The organism is Brevibacterium sp. 'Marine', from assembly GCF_012844365.1.
GTDB lineage: Bacteria > Actinomycetota > Actinomycetes > Actinomycetales > Brevibacteriaceae > Brevibacterium.
In genome coordinates, this window is record NZ_CP051626.1 from 1045997 (window position 1) to 1064937 (window position 18941).

Sequence of the window (18941 nt, forward strand, 5' to 3'; positions counted from 1 at the left end):
AACTGAGAGAGATAGTTCAACAATCTGCGGACATTGCGGGTGCCATTGACGGCAGGAAGCGGCAGTGTCCGGCGCGGAACCCGAAGTGGATGTGCATGCCCTGAGTTAAGCGCATCCGTGCAATCGCAGTCAATCCGTGGCTTAATATTGAGACATGTTGAGTAATTCCTGCTTCGACCATCTGGTCATCGCCGTTCCTAACCTTCAGAAATATGTTGAGCAATGTGAGGTTCGCCTCGGTGTCGCGGCCGTTGACGGGGGCGCTCATCCGGGTCTGGGGACGGCCAATGCGCTGCTCGGGCTCGAGCTCAGCGATGAGTTCGCCGATTCGCTCGGACTCGCGCGTGAAGAAGGTCCGAACCCGCTCACGTACCTCGAGATCCTCGGTCCCGACCCAGAGCAGGACCCGGCACTCGCGGCCGCGCGGTTGGCCGGGATCACCGCACCGACCGTGCAGAGGTGGGCCATCCGACCGGACGATTTCGACGGTCTCGTGATGGCCGCTGCGCGGTCACGGGAACCGCGGGTCCACCTCGGCGAGGTTCGTGACATGACCCGGCGCAGACCGGACGGAACCGTGCTCGATTGGCGCCTGACCAGGCGCACCCCGCTGCCCTGGTCGGGAATCCAGCCGTTCCTCATCGACTGGAAGGACTCCGACCATCCGGCAAGGCAGGAGATGCCGTGGGTTCGTCTCGAACGGCTGTGGGCAGCCAGTGACGCCCCGGCCGCGGTCGGCTCGGTGCTCGACTTCTTCGGCATCGCGCTCGACATCATTGCCCTCGACGGTCAAGAAGGGGAGACTGAGGGTCTGCACGCTCATCTGAAAGGTCCGGGTGGATCATGGACACTCTGAACACCATTCCCGCGCAGCTCGACCACCTCATCATCACGGTGCCCGACCTCGAGGCCGGGGTCGCCGCCGTGGAAGAGGCCACCGGTCTGCGCGCGGTCCCCGGCGGTTCGCACCCGGGACGGGGGACCGCGAACTATCTCCTCGGGCTCGCCCCGGCGGGCTGGCCGGAGGGGGCGCGCACCTATCTCGAAATCCTCGGCCCCGACCCGCAGCAGGAACCGCCCGCTGACGGGACCTTGCCGCTCGACGCGCATCTGGCCTCCGAGCCGACCCTGCAGACCTGGGCCATCCACCCGCCGGCATTTCTCGCGAAGATCGCTGCCGCGAACTCCGCGGGCATCGACTTCGGGGAGGTTCAGGACATGGCCCGCGACACCGCCGAGGGTGACCGTCTCGAGTGGCGGCTGACCACGCGTTCCCCGCTGCCGCACTCAGGTGCGCAGCCGTTCCTCATCGACTGGGGCGAATCCGTCCACCCCGCCGAGGCGGCGCTGCCCACCCTCGAGCTGCTCGACTTCCGCGTGGACAGTCCAGAACCTGAGGCTGCACGGGAGGTGCTCGAGGAGCTCGGGGCCGGGGACACCACTGTGGTCGAGGGGGCGGATTGTCGCCTGCATGCCAGGTTGCGCGGGCCCGGCGGCATCCTCGAGTTCTGACCGCTCGCCGAGAAACGGGCTGAGTGCCGAGACTCGGGTGTGCGCACGCGTTTCTCGACACGCAGCCCGTTTCTCGATGAATCGGCAGCGGATAGACTCACAGGCGTGCTCAGTCGAACCCGCCCCGTCTCCCGCCCACGCCTCCGCACCCTGACCTCCCTTGCCGCGGTCTCGCTGCTCATCGGGCTGAGCGCCTGCGCGCCCGCAGCCGACGACGAGACCCGACCGACTCCGAAAGCCGCCGAGACCCCTGCCGCCTCCGCCGACCCGACGGGGGAGACCACGCAGTCGGGTGAGCCGACGGAATCCTCTTCGCCCTCCGAGACCTCGAGCATCGACGACGCCGGAGCCACCGGGGTGAGCGAAGACGAGATCGACAACCACGGCAGCGGCAAATGGGACCGGCCGAAAGACGAGACCGGACCCAACCGCGACGACGGCACCACCTTCAAGGTCGCTCTGCGCGTCGAAGACAACCTGCCCATCGACGTCGACGAGGCCGGCGACTTCATCATCAAGACCCTCCAGGACCAACGCGGCTGGCAGGACATCGACAACGTCTCCATCGAACTCGTCGACGAAGGACAGGACACGATGATCTCCATCGCCAGCCCTGACACCGTCGACGAGATGTGCCTGCCTCTTCGCACCCTGGGCAAGCTTTCGTGCCGCAACGGACCCAATGTCATACTCAACGCCAAGCGCTGGGTGGCGGCCACCGATGAATTCGATGACATCGTCCAGTATCGGCAGTACCTCATCAATCACGAGGTCGGGCATGCGCTGGGCCACGGTCACGAATCCTGCCCCGGACCGGGCAAGACCGCACCGCTCATGCAGCAGCAGACGAAGGGTCTGCAGGGCTGTGAACCCAACGGCTGGCCCTCGAAGGGGTGACCGCACGTCCGCCCGTCACCGCATGTGACACCGACCTCAGCCGACTCGGGAATAACCGCGCGCCCACCTCTGTTGATTGAGTCGTATACGCTCAACTTTGAAAGAGGAGGTCAGCTTTGGCCACATTCTTCGGACCCGCAGGCTCGGGCGGAGACTCGTTCGACGAGTTCCTCGCTCGTTTCCTCCAGGGACAGACCGGAGCCCGCCGAGGCCGTTCCGTCGACATCAACCGACTGCTGAGCAAGCGCAGCCATGAGGTCATCGAAGCGGCCGCGGAGTTCGCAGGCCGCCACGGCCAGTCCGAGGTCGACGCACTCCATATCCTGCGCACCATGGTCGACTCCGAACCCGGAATCTCCGCCGTGCGCCAGGCAGGCGCCGACCCCGAGGCCATCGCCGCCAGCGTCGAAGAGCGGCTTCCGGCTGCAACCGACACCGAGGCGGATTCCACTCCCACACTGACCGGCTCCGCCCAGCGCGCCCTGCTCGATGCCTACCAGGTGGCGCGAGCGTTCGGATCGACCTACATCGATCCGGAGCACATGTTCTTCGCCTTCGTGCTCAATCAGGAGATGCCCGCCGGTCGGATCCTCGCCCAGGCGGGAGTCACCCAGGCCGCACTGCAGGCCGGCGCCGAGGCGGCCGAAGCCGCAGGCATGCACCCCGGCCAGGAAGCCGAGGGTGAGGACGGTCAGGAATCCGTGCTGGAGAAGTTCGGCACCGACCTCACCGAACTCGCAGCCGAGGGCAGACTCGATCCCGTCATCGGCCGTGCGGAGGAGATCGAACAGACGATCGAGATCCTCGCCCGCCGGACGAAGAACAACCCGGTCCTCCTCGGCGAGGCAGGCGTCGGCAAGACCGCGGTCGCCGAAGGCCTCGCCCAGGCCATCCACTCCGGTCAGGTGCCCAAGCAGCTGCAGGGCAAGCGCATCATCGCGCTCGATATGCCCGGAATGCTCGCCGGCACCCGCTACCGGGGTGACTTCGAAGAGCGCCTGACCGGAGCGCTGAACGAGATCGCCGATGACGGAGACATGATCGTCTTCGTCGACGAACTCCACACCCTCGTCGGTGCCGGCGGCAACGGCGAAGCGAACTCGATGGACGCCGGCAACATCCTCAAACCGCGGCTGGCTCGCGGCGACCTGCACATGATCGGCGCAACCACGCTCAAGGAGTACCGCACCATCGAGAAGGACTCCGCTCTGGAACGCCGCTTCCAGCCGGTGACCGTGGGTGAGCCGAGCGTCGAGGACGCGGTGACGATCATCGACGGACTCAAAGACCGCTACGCGGAGTTCCACGAGGTCACCTACACCCCCGAGGCGGTCCGCGCAGCCGTGGAGCTGTCGAACCGCTACATCACCGACCGGTTCCTGCCGGACAAGGCCATCGACCTCATCGACCAGGCCGGCGCCCGGATGTCGCTGGGGCGCGGACCCGCGGTCGACATCGACGCGCTCAAGCTCAAGCTCTCCGAGCTCGAAGCGGAGAAGAAGTCCGCCATCGAGGTCGAGGACTACGAACGCGCAGGCCGCGTCCGCGATGAGATCAACGAGGTGGCCGCCCGGATCGAATCAGCCGAGAACCCGGACGCGGAGGCCGTGAAGACCGCTGCCGCAGAGGCGATCATCGGCGAGCAGGAGATCGCGCATGTGGTCTCCCGCGCCACCGGAATCCCGGCGGAGCGGATGACGCAGAGCCAGAAGGCGCGTCTGGCGAACATGGAGGAGGTCCTCCACGACCGGGTGGTCGGACAGGACGAGGCCGTGACCGCCGTCTCCCGCGCCATCCGCCGCAGCCAGACCGGTATGGCCGATCCGAACCGACCCATCGGCAGCTTCCTCTTCCTCGGCCCCACCGGCGTCGGAAAGACGGAGCTGGCGAAGGCACTGGCACAGACCCTGTTCGACGACGAGTCGGCCATGATCCGCTTCGACATGAGCGAGTTCGGCGAACGCCACACGGTGTCCCGGCTCGTCGGTGCCCCTCCCGGCTACGTCGGCTACGACGAAGCCGGTCAGCTGACGGAGAAGGTCCGCCGTCGCCCGTATTCGGTCATCCTCCTCGACGAGGTCGAGAAGGCCCACCCGGATGCGTTCAACCTGCTGCTGCAGGTCCTCGACGACGGACGTCTCACCGACGGTCAGGGCCGGACGGTCGACTTCCGCAACACCGTGATCATCATGACTTCGAACCTCGGGTCCGAGTTCATGTCCGGCACTCCGCTGGGCTTCGCCTCCGGTGCTGCGGAGGATGCAGAGAGAGACCTCAAGGCCAAGGTCATGGGGCGGCTCAAGGAATTCATGCGGCCGGAGTTCATCAACCGCATCGACGACACCGTGATGTTCGCCCGCCTCGATCGCGAGCAGCTGCGCTCCATCGTCGATCAGCAGCTGGCCGCGTCGAAGCAGCGTCTCGAGGCTCAGGGCATCGCCCTCGACGTCTCGGCAGAGGCTCTCGACTGGCTCGCCGATGAGGGCTACGAGCCCGAGTTCGGTGCCCGTCCGCTGCGCCGCGTGATCCAGCGCGAACTCGACGACCGCATCGCCGACCTCCTCGTCACCGAGGCGGTCGACGAGGGCGGCACCGTGCGTGCCACCGTCGAAGGCGGCGACCTCAGGGTCGTGGCCGGTGCTCGCCCGGAGCCGATCATGGCCTGATCCCTCGATCGCCGAGGCGGTCCCCGCATGAGCCCGGGACGAAGGATTCCGTTCTTTCGTCCCGGGCTCTGTCGTTGCTGCGGGCAGCGTCGCGTCCCGGTTCAGCCGCGGGTGGCAGAGGACTGTTCGGGTTGGGGGTCGTTCGCCCCGAGGAGCTTGTTGAGGACGAGCCGTTCGCCGAGCGTCCACGTGGTCGTCGTCGCCAGGTAGAGTGCGGCGGCCAAGGGGACGAAGAGCGCGAAGATCGCGGTGAGGAAGGGCATGAAGCTCAGGGTCTTCATCACCCCGGACAGATCCGGCATCGTCGGAGCATCCGACCCGTTCTTCCCCGGATTCCCCGCGGGAACGGCCGGGGTCTCGGGCGCAGCCGGAGTGAGCAGTTGGCGGGAGAAGCCGGCGACGATGGTGATGAGCACGACGAGGATGAGGTAGACCGTGATGGCCGTGCCGGTGAGATCCCCGGCGCCGAGCAGTCTGACGAAGCTCGTGTTCAGGGGCAGACCGAAGAGCGTGTGATCGAGCAGCTCATTGGCATGCCCGCCGATCGTCGCATTGATGAAGAGGCCATAGACGGCCATGAGCACTGGGGTCTGTGCCAGCACCGGCAGGCATCCGGCGAAGGGGGAGGCATTCTCCTCTTTGTACAGCTCCATGAGCTTCTGCTGCATGAGTTCGGGCTGCTTCTTGTGCTTCGTCTGCAGCTCTCTGATCTTCGGGGCCAGCCGTTTTCGAGTGATGCCGGCCCTGACCTGGGACACCCCGACGGGGATGAGCACGGCGCGGACCAGCACGGTGAGTACGATGACGGCCAGAGCGGCGCTGAAGCCGCCGGCGAGCGGTTCGAGAATGTCGCTGATCCCCGTGACCACTGTGTAGGCGGCCTCGACGAGCAGGCGGATGGGCAGGAATTCGTAGATGTTCACAGGTGATCGTCCTTCGGACTTAGGCGCACTGAGGCGCGGTTGAATGGGCCGTGTGCGGCCATCACCGTGATGACTGATGAGGATCACCCGCGCCGAGGCGGGGGAGGAGCTGCGTACGGAACGCGATCGAGGTCGTTCAGGCGATGGCGTGAACGACGGAAGAGGGGGCTCTGGGCAGAGCCGTACCCGGAGTGCCGGGTTCCTCCGGCATACGGAATTCGCGGATGCTTCGGCGCGTGCCCGGCAGAGACGGCGGGAGTGCCGACAGTGAGAGCACACGCAGCAGAGCCATGCTCGCCCATGCAGCGATCGGCGTCAGCAGGGCTGCACCGAGGAGGGCGAGGACGATGAGATGAGTGGGGGACTGGGGCACGACCGAGTCGAGGTCGGAAGAGAGCACGACGACGAGCAGCTGCAGCGTCAGCCACATATTCGCCATCATCTCGTCCCCTTTCAGACGCCACGATGCTAACACGCGGGCCTGGGCGAAGGTCTCAGTCCTCTGCGTCGGCGGAGAGGTCCGGATCTCGGGCGAGACGCACGAGCGCGGCCGCGAGTCCTGCGAGGTCATCGTCATCGACCAATGCGGCCAGCTTCTCGTCCTGCTCCGGCAGCCCGGCCGTCTTCGCGCCCTTGCGAACGAGAGTGTCGAATGCAGGCCTCACCGAGGGCCAGACCTGCTGGGCCTCTCGGAGGAAGATGGATGCCCCGGTCGGACCGATCCCGGTGAATTCCTGCAGGAGCCCCGAAATCCGACGAGGCTGCCCCTCGGCCTCATCGCGCAGCTTCCGCAGGTCCCCGTCCCATCGGCCGATGAGCAGATCGGCGGCCTCGGCCAGACGGGTGGCGGTGCTCTCATCGTAGCGGCGATACCCGCCGCGTCCGAGCGCATCGACGCGCTGCTGCCACGAGCTCGCGCGCAGACGCTGCGGCGTTCTCCACTTCGCCGAGAACAGCTCGCGCGCGCTCGCGAGGGCGATGTCGGAGCTGATGCGCGTGGACAGGAGCAGGCTGAGGACGAGCAGCTGCCACAGCGGGGCCGGCTTGTCCCGGAGTGTGATCCCGGCCTCCGCGGCGAATGTGCGACCGTGCACATCGATGAGGCGACCGGCCCGATCTCGCTGTGTGCTCATGCCGTCGATCCTAAGTCCGCGCCCGGTCGAAGAGTCAAAGGTCGCCGGAGCCTCAGATGCCGGTGCCCGTCCGCTCACAGCGGCACGGTCCCGCTTCCAGCGGATCCGTGCACGGGCCGCCGTCGCTGGGTCGCACAGTTGAGACATGCACACACGAACCGCAACCAGCCCATCGGTGTTCGCCGAGGCCAACGAGTCTCCGACGACGACCGCGATCCCCGAATCCCAGCGCATGCTCTACGCCTACCGATCCGTCGTCTTCAACGGCGAGCTGCGGGACGAGAACGGAATGGAGATCATCTCCCGACTCGTCCTCCTCTCCGCCGAGGATCCGCGCTCCGATATCCACCTGTGGATCAACTCTCCCGGCGGGTCAGTGCCGATGATGCACGCGATCTCCGACACCATCGCCGCCCTGCCCAACGACGTGGTCACGATCGCCTTCGGGTGGGCCGCCTCGGCGGGACAGTTCGTGCTCATGATGGGCACGCCGGGAAGAAGACTCGCTCTGCCCCACGCCCGCATCCTCCTCCACCAGGGCTCGAGCGGGATCGGCGGAGCCGCCGCCGACATCGAACTCCAGGGCGACGACCTCCGTTCGGTCAGGGACACCGTCCTGCACCGGATCGCCGAGGCGACCGGGCAGACCTACGAACGCATCTTCGAAGACTCCCTGCGAGACCGGTGGTTCACCGCCGAGGAGGCGATCGAGTACGGACTCATCGACCGCATCATCGACTCCCCGGCCGACCTGCACGTCCAGATCGGAGGAGGGCGATGAGCCAGTACACGATCCCCAACGTCGTCGACCGGACCGGTGGCAGCGAGAAGATCGTCGACGTCTACTCGCACCTGCTCGGCAACCGCATCGTCTACCTCGGCGTGCCCATCGACGACGGAGTGGCGAACACGATCATCGCGCAGCTGCTCCACCTCGATTCGAGCAGCCGGGACCTGCCGATCAGCATGTACATCAACTCCCCAGGCGGCTCCCTGACCGCGATGACCGCGATCTTCGACGCAATGCACCACATCGGTGCGCCCGTGGCCACCACCTGCGTCGGGCAGGCGGTCGCCGATGCGGCCGTGCTCCTGGCCGCCGGAGAACCGGGCCGGCGGGCCATGCTCGCACACGCCCGCGCCGTGCTGCGGCAGCCGCATGCCGAAGGTGCACGCGGCACGATCCCCGACCTCATCGTCGCCGCAGACGAGATCGTCCGGCAGCGCCGAGAGGTCGAAGAGATGCTCGCCGACAGCACGGGACGGACCCCGGAGCAGATCCACCGTGACTTCGATCGCGATCTCGTTCTCGACGCAAGAGCGGCGCGGGACTTCGGACTCGTCGACGTCATCCTCTGACTCACTGCTCCCAGCGTGGTGGTCGAACGTACTCCCCGAGGATGACGACGACATCCGGGCCGGGTCGCTACGATCGGAGGATGAGACCGGACCGTCGAGATCGTCGCGCCCGCGCGGCAGGATCTTCGCCGCGCACACGCAGACGAATCGTCCTGCTCACCGTCGCCGCGGTGGTGCTGCAGCTGCCCTTCGCGATCGTCCTCGCCTTCCACACCGAGACGTCTGCGGCCGCGATGATCGTGCGCATCGGCACTGCGGTCGTCTCCCCGGCGGTCTTCCTCTTCGCTGCGAGGTGGCCCGGACCGCGCGTGGCCGCACTGGCAGGACTCGTCGTCCTCGACATCCTGGTGTGGGCGGCAGCGACGCCCGATTCGGGCCCCGGCGACGTCGGCATGCGACCGGACGCGTGGGGCGACCACGGACCGTGGTCACCGGCCGGACCAGGAGCGACGCCGTTCTACGCCGCCTTCCTCTTCGCCGTCGTCGCAGCGATGGTTCGCGGACGTGGACTCTGGGCGATCGCCTCGGCGGTGGGAGTCTGGTTGGGAAGCCTGCTGCTCGGTCCCCTGCTGGGAATCGAGTGGTCAGTGGGGCGAGTGGTTTCGGCGACGATCGGACTGGCCATCGCCGTGGGCATCGGTGCTTTCGTCCGCCGCCGCAGCGAACTGCGTCGCCAGGAGGCCGCCCAGCAGAGCGCCCACCGCGCCGAGGTGGTCCAGGCCGAACGGCTGCGCATCGCCCGGGATCTCCACGACGTCCTCGGCCATGCACTGTCCCAGATCAACGTCCAAGCCGGAGTCGGCGAACACCTCATCGACCGCGATCCCGAACAGGCGCGTTCGGCACTTGCGGCCATCAGAGAACTCAGCCGCACCGGACTCAACGAAGTGCGCACCGTGCTGCACACGATGCGCTCCGACACCGGTGCTGCGGAAGCCTCAGGACCGGCACCCTTGGCACCGGTGCTCGGCCTCGACGCTGTTCCGGCACTGGTCTCCCGCCTCGTCGGCTCCACGGACATCAGCGTGGACGATCGGCGAGCCACAGACTCCGACGGAGCGCGGGAGCAGCCCGGTCAATCGACGGACGCAGCCGCCTATCGGATCATTCAGGAAGCACTGACCAATGTGCTCAGACATGCTCGCGCTGACAGCGCACGTGTCGTGATCGAGCGGAATTCGGACCGGCTGCACGTGCGCATCAGCGATGACGGATCGGGAATGTCCGGAGAAGTCGAAGGGACGGGAATCATGGGCATGCGCGAGAGGGCGAAACTGCTGACAGGGTCACTCACCCTGACATCGGAGGGCCAGCGGGGAACCACCGTCGACGTCGACCTTCCCTGGAACGCCGACCCTGCAGAATTTCCCGACGAGGAGGCACAGCGATGACACCGATCCGAGTCGCCATTGCCGATGACCATCAGCTCGTGCGCGCCGGCTTCGCCTCACTGCTCGATTCCGAGGACGATATCGAGGTCACGATCCACGCCTCCGGCGGGCGGGCCCTGCTCGAAGCGCTGCGCACGGCACCTGTCGACGTCGTTCTCATGGACATCCGCATGCCCGACGGAGACGGCCTGTGGGCGACGGAGGAGATCGCCGCCGATCCGCGGCTCGATGCCGTGCGCGTGGTGCTCGTGACGACCTTCGGGCTCGACGAATACATCGTCCGCGCCGTGCGGGCCGGGGCCAGCGGATTCCTCCTCAAGGACACCGACCCGACCGACCTCATCCGCGCCGTGCGCGTCGTGGCCGCCGGTGAGGCTCTGCTTTCACCCGAAGTCACGAAGTACCTGCTCTCGCGCATGTCCTTGGGCCTGAAGGCAGAGCCGGATGCGGGACTCGACGTGCTGACCGACCGCGAACGCGAAGTCCTCGCGCTCGTCGGCCGCGGTCAGTCGAACGATGAGATCGCCGACTCGCTCGTGCTCTCCCCGCTGACCGCGAAGACGCATGTCTCACGCATCATGACGAAGGTCGGGGCCAGGGACCGTGTTCATCTCGTCGTCCTCGCCTACGAATCGGGGCTGGTCTCGCCCGGCTGGCTGAACGAGCACTGAGTGGTGCTCCGTGCGGAGCAGGACAGGTGACTCCCACCAGCGGATTCGCTGCGACCGGTTCGAGGTGTGTCATGGATACCAGGTCCACGAACGGCGTGGACACCCGCCAAGGAGGCATCATGCACATGGAACACGGACCGCTGGCCTGGCCGTTCTTCTTCCTCATCCCGATCTTCTGGGTCCTCGTCATCGGACTCATCGTCACTCTCATCGTGACGCTCAACCGTCGCCGGTGGCGGCAGGCCGGGGGACCGCCGTGGGCGGCTGCGGCACGAGAAGGAACGAGGAGCGCCGAGGCGACTCTGGCGCAGCGCTTCGCCCAGGGTGACATCGAGGAGGCCGAATATCGCGCCCGCCTCGAGGTGCTGAGGGCGAACAGGACCGAGGCCGGGAACGGCTAAGCCGCCAGAGCGAGCCGCACCTGACCCGCTGCCGGCGGAGCAGGTGCGGCTTGCGTCATCCCGGTCGCCGACAGCAGCGCGGTTGCAGGAACACCAGAGGTCAGGCCGAGGGCCGCGAGCACGAGGATCTGCGGCAGCTGGAGCCCGAGTACCTCGGCCACGGCCTCGATGACCTCGGACGACGGGTCCTTGAGCCCGCGTTCGATCTCGGAGAGGAACTGGGTCGAGACCCCGGACCGGTGGGAGACCTGAGCCAGGGTGAGACCCAGATCGGTGCGGCGCAGGCGGAGAGCGCGGCCGAGCGCCTCACGCCACAGCAGCGGCGGGGTCGAGCTGTGCGGGAGCATGTCGGTCATGGGGTGAGCCTACGGTTCGCATGGTCGCCTCGGCGAGGGTTTCCGCTGTGAGCAGATGAAGACGATTGACGTGAAGTGAGTCACATGTATTGCCAAGTGCGCCCTTAGTTAAGTTAGGCTGTCCTACGTTAATGTCGAGGAGCCGCAACCGGCTCCGACCACTGTCGAAAGGACAGGAATGTCAGTTCCTCACAGCCGCCGGGCCGTCATCGCCGGAGCGCTCGTCGCACTCTCGCTCACCGCCACCGCCTGCGGGCAGGGATCGCAGGCCGCGGAGGGGTCCGGGTCAGCGAATTTCGAGACCGTGACGATCAAGCACGCACTCGGCGAAGCGGTCATCGAGTCCGAGCCCGAGCGCGTCGTCACCCTCGGTCAGGGATCGACGGAGACCGCGATCGCGTTGGGCAAGACTCCGGTCGGTATGGAGGAATACGCCTGGGGATCCGATGACACCGGCTATATGCCGTGGATCTACGAGGCCGTGAAGGACAAGGGCGAGAAGCTGCCCGAACAGTTCCAGGGCGATACGGAACTCGACGTCGAGGCCATTGCCGAGCTCGAACCCGATGTCATCCTCGCTCCCTGGTCGGGAATCACGGCCGACCAGTATGAGCAGCTCGATGCCATCGCCCCGACCGTGGCGTACCCGAAGCAGCCGTGGACGATCAAGTGGGATGAGCAGATCACCACGATCGGCAAGGCGCTCGGTCAGGAAGAGGAATCCGTTGGTCTCGTCGACGACATCAAGACGCAGCTGAAAGAGGCGAAGCGGGAGGAATACAAGGACCTCACATTCTCCTTCATCTACAACTCGGGTCCCGGCACCCTCGGCGTCTTCTACCCCAACGAGCAGCGGGTGGCGATGGTCTCGGCGCTCGGGCTGACCCCGGATCCGATCATCGACGAGCTGAAGGAGGACTACGACGAGCCCGGAACGGATTCAGCGCTCATCGGTCTGGAGAACGCGGACAAGCTCAACGATTCGGACCTCATCTTCACCTTCTACTCCGATGAGAAGAACAGGAAAGAGATCGAATCGCAGGGACTGTATGCGAACATTCCGGCGATCAAAGCCGGGGCCGTCGTGGCTCCGGATGACCAGCCCTTCGTCACCGGCTCCTCGATCATCAACCCGCTCACCGTCCCCTGGACGCTCGAGCGCTATGTGCCGATGATCGACAAAGCTGTCGAGAAGCTCGACAAGTAGGTCGACGGCGAAGCAGCAGCCGAATCAGCCGGGCGAGCTGGGCGCTCTCAATCGAGGGCGCTCAGCTTCTTCCATTCATCCCAGGAATAGACCCAGTCCGAGATGTCGCTGTCATTGGTCGACAGGCTCACCTGCGAACCGGTGATCTCGACGGGATCACCGAAGATCGCGGAGTCATAGTATTCCTTCGCCCGTGCGGTGGTGAGGTTGACGCAGCCGTGCGAGACGTTCTGAGAACCCTGCACGCCTGCCGACCAGGGAGCAGCGTGAATGAATTCGCCGTTGTTGTGGATGCGCACAGCCCACTGGACATCGGTCTCGTAGTCCCACTGCTCGGAGGTCATCGTATAGTCGGCGGCCTTCGACATCACCACGTGCGTGCCGTTGTACGAGGGTGACTTCGGTGCGCCGAGGGAGGCCGGGAAGTCCATGACCGTCTTGCCGTCACGGGTGACGGTCATCCGGTGGGTCTTCACGTCGGCCTTGACGACCTGTTTGCGTCCGATCTCGAAATCGAGGGTGAGATCGTTCTGTCCCACGCTGTTCTCACCCGTCGGCACGTCCTTGAGCGGAACGTCGACGGAGACCTTGGAATGAGCGGGCCAGAACTCCTTCGGACGGAAGTGCAGGCGGGACTGCGGATCGTCATAGAGCCAACCCCACGAGCCTTCGACCTCACGCTCCTCGCCGTCTTCGTCGGTGACCTTGACCGAGAGTCGACGTTCCACATCGTCACGGAATTCCTCGGACACGGTGGAACCGAAGTTGAGCATGATGGGGGCCGCGACGCCGACCGTCTGGTCATCGGCGAGTGTCGTGCGCACCGACATCGGTGCCCCGTCGCTGGCGCCGACAGTGATCGTTGCGTCGAGGTCGACTTCGTCTCCGTCAGCAGCAGTGGCGGTGACCTTCACGGTGTATTCGCTGTCGGCGACGAGGCCGTAGGTCGAGATCCAGGCGGCGGAGTCATCCGGGGCGGAGACCGCTTCGGCATCGTCCTTGCTCTCTGAATCGCTGCCCTTCGACTTTTCCGTGGACTCGTCGTCGCTGGATCCGGATTCGGTGGAGCTCGGTGTCGACGAACCGGCTTGGGCGTCCTCCTCTGACTCGAGCGCGGTACCGGAAGCATCGAAGAATGTGCCGGGATCGTGCGCGATTCGGGGGTGGGCCTCCTCGGTGACGGAGATGTCACTGAGGTCGGCGTTCTCGACGGAGATGCCGATCCTCTGGCCGGCTTCCAGATCGATCTCGTCGCCGGATTCGGTCACTTCCCCGAAGTCTCCGGCGCCGGGCATCGCGGTCGCAGCATCGGTGGCCGGACTCGGTTCCGCGGTGGAGGTCGCATCGTCGCTGGGCTGGGACGTCGACGTCGATTCGGTCGCGGATTCTGCTGCTTCGGCGGTGATGGATCCGACGCGGAATACGGGATCCGCGGCCGCCTCGGCGGTCTTGTTCGCGCCATCACGGGTGGCATCGGGATCATCGCTCGACGGCGTGCACGCCGTGAGCAGGGCCAGTGCCGACAGGGCGGCAACGGCCCCGTGGATCTTCGTGGACAACAGGGAAACCTCGTTCAAGCACAGGGATGAGAACTGCGATTCATGGTAATGAAGCAAAATCACGAAAGTATTAACGAATTTGCATCGCGGCGCCGAATCCGGTGACCGGATGGCCGTGGAGGCAGAGCTGACCTGGGCAGATGGGGGATAAGGGGAGTTGTGGAATTGTGATGTTGGGGAGTTGTCGGGGAATAGAGGACTCCCCGTGCACCCGACAGAGCTCGCTTACCCTTGCTGCCTTCCGGCCCTGGGGGAGTTCACAAGATGACGCCGCACGGGGAGCCGTGAATCAGTCTAGTCGAGAGCGGCCTCGGCGGACAAAACGAGTGGGCGGGGCCACACGCGGACGGGCCGCATGGCGCAGATACCACGCGCCGGCGCCGAAGACGATGCTCAGCAGAATCTGCACCAAACAGGCGAGGCCGAACGCCCTGTCGAACCCGAAGACAGCGGTGAACGAGTGGAAGAGTGCGCCGAGGAGTGCGACACCCACGGCGATCCCCGCTTGCTGCATCGTTGCGATGAGGCCGCCGCTCAGCCCCGCCACCCGGTCGGGGACGGCACCGACGATTGTGCCCACCAAGGGGCCGAACTGCATAGCCTGCCCCGCGCCGAGGATGAGGGCCGGGGCCTGGAACCACAGGTGCCACCCGGCTCCCGCACTCGAGGAGACCAATGCGATGCCGAGAAGTCCAGCGATCTGCAGGCCGGTGCCCAGCAGCATGGTGCCGGGGCCGGTGAACGATGCGACCAGGCGGTGGACATACAGGGAGGCGACGAGGAACGCGATGCAGAACACGGCGAGGGTGAGACCGGAGACATACGCCGGATCGGAATGTCCGGTCTGGGAGACCAGTGAGAAGTTGAAGAGGAAGGTGCCGAAACCCGCGAAGAAGACGAAGGCCATGAGCATTCCCACCCACGCGGCCGGAACCGCGACGACGTCGGGTGGGATGAGCGGGAACCGGCCGGTCGCGTCGGCCCGCGACTGCCACAGGGCGAAAGCCGCGAAGCCCAAGGCGCTGACCGTCAGCAGGATCACCGGAACCGGCAGCCATCCGGTGACGGGTCCCAGCGCCAGTCCGATGACGAGGCACATCATGCCCAGGTCGAGGAGGATCGCGCCGGGGACGTCGAGGGGTGCAGGGTCGGTGCTGCGTGATTCGGTCAATCGCAGGGAACCTGCGTAGGCGGCTGCGGCGGCGACCGCGCAGCTGAGGAACGCCGCCCTCCACCCCCAGGTATCGCCGAAGAGGGAGATGAGTCCGCCGCCGAGGACCTGACCGCCGACGGTGCCGACTCCGGAGAACGCGCCGAAGAGGCTGATCGCCTTCAATCGCGCGGCTCCGGACAGCGAATGCTGGAAGCTTGCGAGGATCTGCGGCATCATCACTGCCGCCGCCAGGCCCTGTGCCGTGCGTGCCCCGAGCAGGAAGAGCGGATCGGGTGACAGTCCGACGGCGATTGAGGTGATGACGAGCGCGCCCGTGCCGATCATGAACAGGCGGCGCCGGCCCAGTCGGTCCCCGATGCGACCGCAGAGGATGAGACCGGAGGCGAAGGCGGCGGAGAACAGACCGACGACGAGCGCCGAGGTTGCATCGCTCGCACCGATGTCCGCCTTCACCGCGGGGATCGCGACGTTCGAGACGGAGAACATGAACGTCGCGAGGAACGCGCCGAGGTGAAGCGGCCAAAGCACCGGGGCGGGATGGCCTGCGGTGGGCGCGGGGTCGACGTTGGGTCCGTGACCGGGAGCCGCCTCGGTGGGGGCCGATGTCGGAACCTCATCGGCAGAGGTCGATGATGTCTGCGTGTGGGAATCTCTCATGGATCCAGTCTGCGATGGGCCGCGGGGCAGTGGGAGGGCGTGTCGATGGTGTTGGTCGGACCACCAGGTTGAGAGCGGTGACAGGGTGGAAGAGCCTGACCGTCGGGCGGACAATGGAGGCATGGCACAAGTGAGAACCGAGGAGCTCGGACGATTCCTGCGCTCGCGACGCAATCGGGTGCGGCCCTGCGAGGTCGGTCTTGCGGCCGGTACCCGGCGGAGGGTGCCGGGACTGCGGCGTGAAGAGGTCGCGGTGCTCGCGAACATCGGCACCAGTTGGTACACCTGGCTGGAGCAGGGGCGTGAGGTTCACCCCTCGGAGTCGGTGCTCGAGTCCATCGCCGAGGCGCTGCTGCTCGACCGTGAGGAGCGTGCCCATCTCTTCCTGCTGGGCGGATACCCGGACCGGGTGGCGAACCCCGGGGACTCGGCGGTCGGTGAGCAGATGCGCAGCCTGCTCGACGAACTGCTGCCGCTGCCGGCGATGGTCACCGACCCGCGGTACACGATCCTCGCGTTCAACTCCGTCGAACGGTATCTCGCCTCCGACCTCGAAGCACTCACTCCGGCCGACCGGAACTGCGCGATCCAGTCCTTCGAGAACCCGGAATGGGCGCGAACCTTCCACTCCGATGACGGCCACCGGGCGCAGGTCGTGGCGAAACTGCGTGCCTCCTACGCGGAGTCGATCGACGATCCGGAATGGTCGCCGCTGCTGTCGCGGCTGCGCAGGAATCCGGAATTCTGCCGACTCTGGGATTCGGGAACGGTCGGTCGTTCCGTGGGGCGGGTCAAGACCATTGAGAACCCGTATGTGGGCACGCTCAAGCTGACGATGACGACGCTCATCGCGCAGGAGAACCAGAGGCTGACGCTCTCGGCCTATCAGCCCGTGGACACGGTGTCGCGGTCTCGCTTGGAGACGCTGCACGGCTGGGTCAACGACGGCAGCATCGAACGCAGGCGTCCCGACGTACAGCCGGCGGCACAACGGCATCTGCGCGCCGTGGCCGACTGAACCGTGTGCCGTCGGGTGGTGAGGTCGCGTGTTCGCGGTCGGAAGCGGAGTCTGAGGTCGCCTGTTCACCTGCGGGAAGTGGGATGCTTCACACTCGGCCACCGCGATTTCGCATTGTCGTCATGACTCGGATAAGCTGATCTGCGGAGGATTCGCCTAGTGGCCTATGGCGCTCGCCTGGAACGCGGGTTGGGTTAACGCCCTCAGGGGTTCGAATCCCCTATCCTCCGCCACGGAAGTCCCGGTCTCGCAGAATCTGCGGGCCGGGACTTCGTCGATTCACCGCGGGGCTCTCCGCTGGACGCGGGAGGTTCGTTGTCAGGCATCCCACACCGTTCGTGGCAGTTCACGCCATTCGTGCCACCTCCTCCAGGTGCGTCCGCATCCCCCATCGGTCCTGCCCCAACGCACCGGTGCAACGAGGTGGTGTGCCGCCAAGGGTGAGGGATGCGGAGCTGGGTGCAGCAGACGGCCGTTGCCGGAACGCAAATCGGATGACGGTTCTTGGCGAAGTGCGTCATTGTGACGGCGTGCGTCGCTTCGCGAAATCTGTCCGCCGCGTGTGGTCTGCGTCTCAGTAGTCTGGCACAGCACACCTGCACACAAGATATTGCACACCTGCACACATCACGAGCGACCTCAGGGAACTGGCCCGATGACGTCGCAGCAACCGGTCCGGGGCGGACAGATCGCGCAACCCGCAGCCTGCGCAGCGCACGACCCGCGGACACGGTGCTCATGCCAGTTTCGATGGGAAGGGACACACAATGACGAACATCCACGCCAACCCGATCTATACCGGTGAGCCCGAAGACCTGAAGTTCGCCTACTGGGTGCCCAACGTCTCCGGCGGCCTGGTCGTGTCGAACATCGAACAGCGCACCGACTGGGGCTACGACTACAACGTCAAGCTTGCGCAGACCGCCGAGGCCGTCGGCTACGAATACGCGCTCAGTCAGGTTCGGTACCTCTCGAGCTATGGTGCGGCCCAGCAGCACGAGTCGACCGCCACCTCGCTCGCGCTGGCCCTGGCCACGGAGAAGCTCAAGGTCATCGCCGCCATCCATCCGGGCATCTGGGAACCGGCCGTGCTCGCGAAGTTCATCCTCACCGCCGACCAGTTCAGCAAGGGCCGGGCCGCGATCAACGTCGTCTCCGGCTGGTTCAAGGATGAGTACACCCGCCTCGGCCTGCCCTGGCTCGAACACGGCGAACGCTACCGCCGGTCCGCGGAGTTCATGGACGTCGTCCGCAAGCTCTTCACCGAGGAGAACGTCGAGTACCGCGGCAACTTCTACACCGTCGACGACTTCACCCTCCGTCCCGGACCCTACCCGGTCGAAGGCCGCCCCCACCCGGAGATCTTCCAAGGCGGAAACTCCTCGGCCGCGCGCATCAACGGCGGCAAGCACGCCGACTGGTACTTCTCCAACGGCAAGGACTTCGACGGATTCCGCGAACAGTACGACGATGTCACCGAGGTGGCTCGGGCGCACAATCGGAAGGTCCGATTCGGACTCAACGGGTTCGCCATCGTCCGCGACACCGAAGCCGAGGCCCGCGAACAGCTGCGCGAGATCATTGCCAAAGCCGACGAAGGCGCCCTCGAAGGATTCCGCAAGTCCGTGCAGCAGGCCGGTGCCTCGACTCACGATAAGAAGGGCATGTGGGCGAATTCGAGCTTCGAAGACCTCGTCCAGTACAACGACGGCTTCCGCACCCAGCTCATCGGCACTCCCGAACAGGTCGCCGACCGCATCATCGAGTACAAGAAGATCGGCGTCGACCTCATCCTCACCGGTTTCCTCCACTTCCAGGAGGAACTCGAGGCGTTCGGCAAGACCGTCATCCCGATCGTGCGCGAGAAGGAAGCCGAACTCGTCGACCGGGGTCTGCTCACCCCTGCCGGCGTCTGATCCGGCGCCCGAGCCAGCGTTCGAACCGGTCGGAGACCATGACCGCGCCCCGACACCCGGAAGAGGGTGTCGGGGCACGTCGATTCATCTCACGACGTCAT

General features: G+C 66.0%; 18 protein-coding genes, 1 tRNA gene and 1 other RNA gene. 13 read left to right on the forward strand and 7 right to left on the reverse strand.

The window, feature by feature from the left end; genetic code table 11:
• The first annotated feature begins 154 nt into the window (after positions 1–154).
• The 4 genes from HF684_RS04510 (at position 155) to HF684_RS04525 (ending at position 5075) form a co-directional block, all read left to right on the forward strand.
• Positions 155–856, forward strand: coding sequence for a VOC family protein (locus HF684_RS04510; protein ID WP_169251531.1), 702 nt, complete (start codon positions 155–157; stop codon positions 854–856).
• Positions 844–1512 (forward strand): VOC family protein, encoded by a 669-nt coding sequence (locus HF684_RS04515; RefSeq protein ID WP_169251532.1) that lies wholly within the window; start codon positions 844–846, stop codon positions 1510–1512. The genes HF684_RS04510 and HF684_RS04515 overlap by 13 nt, the downstream gene beginning before the upstream one ends.
• Before the next feature lie 105 nt (positions 1513–1617).
• Positions 1618–2409: a DUF3152 domain-containing protein gene (locus tag HF684_RS04520; RefSeq protein ID WP_248279109.1), complete on the forward strand. Its 792-nt coding sequence runs from the start codon at positions 1618–1620 to the stop codon at positions 2407–2409.
• Positions 2410–2525: 116 nt separating this feature from the next.
• Positions 2526–5075, forward strand: coding sequence for an ATP-dependent Clp protease ATP-binding subunit (locus HF684_RS04525; RefSeq protein ID WP_169251533.1), 2550 nt, complete (start codon positions 2526–2528; stop codon positions 5073–5075).
• A gap of 101 nt (positions 5076–5176) precedes the next feature.
• Here the strand turns inward: HF684_RS04525 and HF684_RS04530 are convergent, their stop codons facing one another.
• The 3 genes from HF684_RS04530 to HF684_RS04540 form a co-directional block, all read right to left on the reverse strand.
• Positions 5177–5998 (reverse strand): YidC/Oxa1 family membrane protein insertase, encoded by an 822-nt coding sequence (locus HF684_RS04530; RefSeq protein WP_169251534.1) that lies wholly within the window; start codon positions 5996–5998, stop codon positions 5177–5179.
• A gap of 136 nt (positions 5999–6134) precedes the next feature.
• Positions 6135–6440, reverse strand: coding sequence for a hypothetical protein (locus HF684_RS04535; RefSeq protein ID WP_248279110.1), 306 nt, complete (start codon positions 6438–6440; stop codon positions 6135–6137).
• A 52-nt stretch (positions 6441–6492) separates the two neighbouring features.
• Complete coding sequence (locus HF684_RS04540) at positions 6493–7131, reverse strand: endonuclease (RefSeq protein ID WP_169251535.1); 639 nt, start codon at positions 7129–7131, stop codon at positions 6493–6495.
• Positions 7132–7276: 145 nt separating this feature from the next.
• Here HF684_RS04540 and HF684_RS04545 point away from each other — a divergent pair, with 145 nt between their 5' ends.
• From HF684_RS04545 to HF684_RS04565, 5 genes are all read left to right on the forward strand, one after another.
• Entirely contained in the window at positions 7277–7912 is a 636-nt protein-coding gene (locus HF684_RS04545; RefSeq protein WP_169251536.1) for an ATP-dependent Clp protease proteolytic subunit, read from the forward strand.
• Positions 7909–8490, forward strand: coding sequence for an ATP-dependent Clp protease proteolytic subunit (locus HF684_RS04550; RefSeq protein ID WP_169251537.1), 582 nt, complete (start codon positions 7909–7911; stop codon positions 8488–8490). The genes HF684_RS04545 and HF684_RS04550 overlap by 4 nt, the downstream gene beginning before the upstream one ends.
• 80 nt (positions 8491–8570) lie before the next feature.
• Complete coding sequence (locus HF684_RS04555) at positions 8571–9881, forward strand: sensor histidine kinase (RefSeq protein WP_169251538.1); 1311 nt, start codon at positions 8571–8573, stop codon at positions 9879–9881.
• Positions 9878–10552 (forward strand): response regulator transcription factor, encoded by a 675-nt coding sequence (locus HF684_RS04560; RefSeq protein WP_169251539.1) that lies wholly within the window; start codon positions 9878–9880, stop codon positions 10550–10552. Before HF684_RS04555 ends, HF684_RS04560 begins: the two co-directional genes overlap by 4 nt.
• 71 nt (positions 10553–10623) lie before the next feature.
• Positions 10624–10953: a hypothetical protein gene (locus HF684_RS04565; protein WP_248279111.1), complete on the forward strand. Its 330-nt coding sequence runs from the start codon at positions 10624–10626 to the stop codon at positions 10951–10953.
• Here HF684_RS04565 and HF684_RS04570 read toward each other — a convergent pair.
• Positions 10950–11309 (reverse strand): helix-turn-helix transcriptional regulator, encoded by a 360-nt coding sequence (locus HF684_RS04570; RefSeq protein WP_248279112.1) that lies wholly within the window; start codon positions 11307–11309, stop codon positions 10950–10952. The two genes, HF684_RS04565 and HF684_RS04570, sit on opposite strands and share 4 nt — an antisense overlap.
• A gap of 178 nt (positions 11310–11487) precedes the next feature.
• Here HF684_RS04570 and HF684_RS04575 point away from each other — a divergent pair, with 178 nt between their 5' ends.
• Positions 11488–12516, forward strand: a complete 1029-nt coding sequence (locus tag HF684_RS04575) for an iron-siderophore ABC transporter substrate-binding protein (RefSeq protein WP_169251540.1) — start codon at positions 11488–11490, stop codon at positions 12514–12516.
• Between the two features lie 47 nt (positions 12517–12563).
• Here the strand turns inward: HF684_RS04575 and HF684_RS04580 are convergent, their stop codons facing one another.
• The 3 genes from HF684_RS04580 to HF684_RS04590 form a co-directional block, all read right to left on the reverse strand.
• Positions 12564–14075, reverse strand: coding sequence for an Ig-like domain-containing protein (locus HF684_RS04580; protein WP_248279113.1), 1512 nt, complete (start codon positions 14073–14075; stop codon positions 12564–12566).
• A 191-nt stretch (positions 14076–14266) separates the two neighbouring features.
• Positions 14267–14362: signal recognition particle sRNA small type (ffs, locus tag HF684_RS04585), an RNA gene on the reverse strand.
• A 2-nt stretch (positions 14363–14364) separates the two neighbouring features.
• Complete coding sequence (locus HF684_RS04590) at positions 14365–15906, reverse strand: MFS transporter (RefSeq protein ID WP_169251541.1); 1542 nt, start codon at positions 15904–15906, stop codon at positions 14365–14367.
• Between the two features lie 121 nt (positions 15907–16027).
• On the opposite strand from HF684_RS04590, the gene HF684_RS04595 reads away from it, so the two are divergent.
• From HF684_RS04595 to sfnG, 3 genes are all read left to right on the forward strand, one after another.
• Positions 16028–16924: a helix-turn-helix transcriptional regulator gene (locus tag HF684_RS04595; RefSeq protein WP_169251542.1), complete on the forward strand. Its 897-nt coding sequence runs from the start codon at positions 16028–16030 to the stop codon at positions 16922–16924.
• 145 nt (positions 16925–17069) lie between these two features.
• Positions 17070–17157: transfer RNA gene (locus HF684_RS04600), tRNA-Ser, on the forward strand.
• Between the two features lie 534 nt (positions 17158–17691).
• Positions 17692–18840, forward strand: a complete 1149-nt coding sequence (gene sfnG / locus HF684_RS04605; protein ID WP_169251543.1) for a dimethylsulfone monooxygenase SfnG — start codon at positions 17692–17694, stop codon at positions 18838–18840.
• Positions 18841–18941 lie beyond the last annotated feature (101 nt).

What these genes read in the sequence shown, in the direction of transcription:
- HF684_RS04510 (WP_169251531.1), top strand. Translation starts at nt 155, where the DNA reads ATGTTGAGTAATTCCTGCTTCGACCATCTGGTCATCGCCGTTCCTAAC.
- HF684_RS04515 (WP_169251532.1), top strand. Translation starts at nt 844, where the DNA reads ATGGACACTCTGAACACCATTCCCGCGCAGCTCGACCACCTCATCATC.
- HF684_RS04535 (WP_248279110.1), bottom strand. Translation starts at nt 6,440, where the DNA reads ATGATGGCGAATATGTGGCTGACGCTGCAGCTGCTCGTCGTCGTGCTC.
- HF684_RS04540 (WP_169251535.1), bottom strand. Translation starts at nt 7,131, where the DNA reads ATGAGCACACAGCGAGATCGGGCCGGTCGCCTCATCGATGTGCACGGT.
- HF684_RS04545 (WP_169251536.1), top strand. Translation starts at nt 7,277, where the DNA reads ATGCACACACGAACCGCAACCAGCCCATCGGTGTTCGCCGAGGCCAAC.
- HF684_RS04550 (WP_169251537.1), top strand. Translation starts at nt 7,909, where the DNA reads ATGAGCCAGTACACGATCCCCAACGTCGTCGACCGGACCGGTGGCAGC.
- HF684_RS04555 (WP_169251538.1), top strand. Translation starts at nt 8,571, where the DNA reads ATGAGACCGGACCGTCGAGATCGTCGCGCCCGCGCGGCAGGATCTTCG.
- HF684_RS04560 (WP_169251539.1), top strand. Translation starts at nt 9,878, where the DNA reads ATGACACCGATCCGAGTCGCCATTGCCGATGACCATCAGCTCGTGCGC.
- HF684_RS04565 (WP_248279111.1), top strand. Translation starts at nt 10,624, where the DNA reads ATGGATACCAGGTCCACGAACGGCGTGGACACCCGCCAAGGAGGCATC.
- HF684_RS04570 (WP_248279112.1), bottom strand. Translation starts at nt 11,309, where the DNA reads ATGACCGACATGCTCCCGCACAGCTCGACCCCGCCGCTGCTGTGGCGT.
- HF684_RS04575 (WP_169251540.1), top strand. Translation starts at nt 11,488, where the DNA reads ATGTCAGTTCCTCACAGCCGCCGGGCCGTCATCGCCGGAGCGCTCGTC.
- HF684_RS04590 (WP_169251541.1), bottom strand. Translation starts at nt 15,906, where the DNA reads ATGAGAGATTCCCACACGCAGACATCATCGACCTCTGCCGATGAGGTT.
- HF684_RS04595 (WP_169251542.1), top strand. Translation starts at nt 16,028, where the DNA reads ATGGCACAAGTGAGAACCGAGGAGCTCGGACGATTCCTGCGCTCGCGA.
- sfnG (WP_169251543.1), top strand. Translation starts at nt 17,692, where the DNA reads ATGACGAACATCCACGCCAACCCGATCTATACCGGTGAGCCCGAAGAC.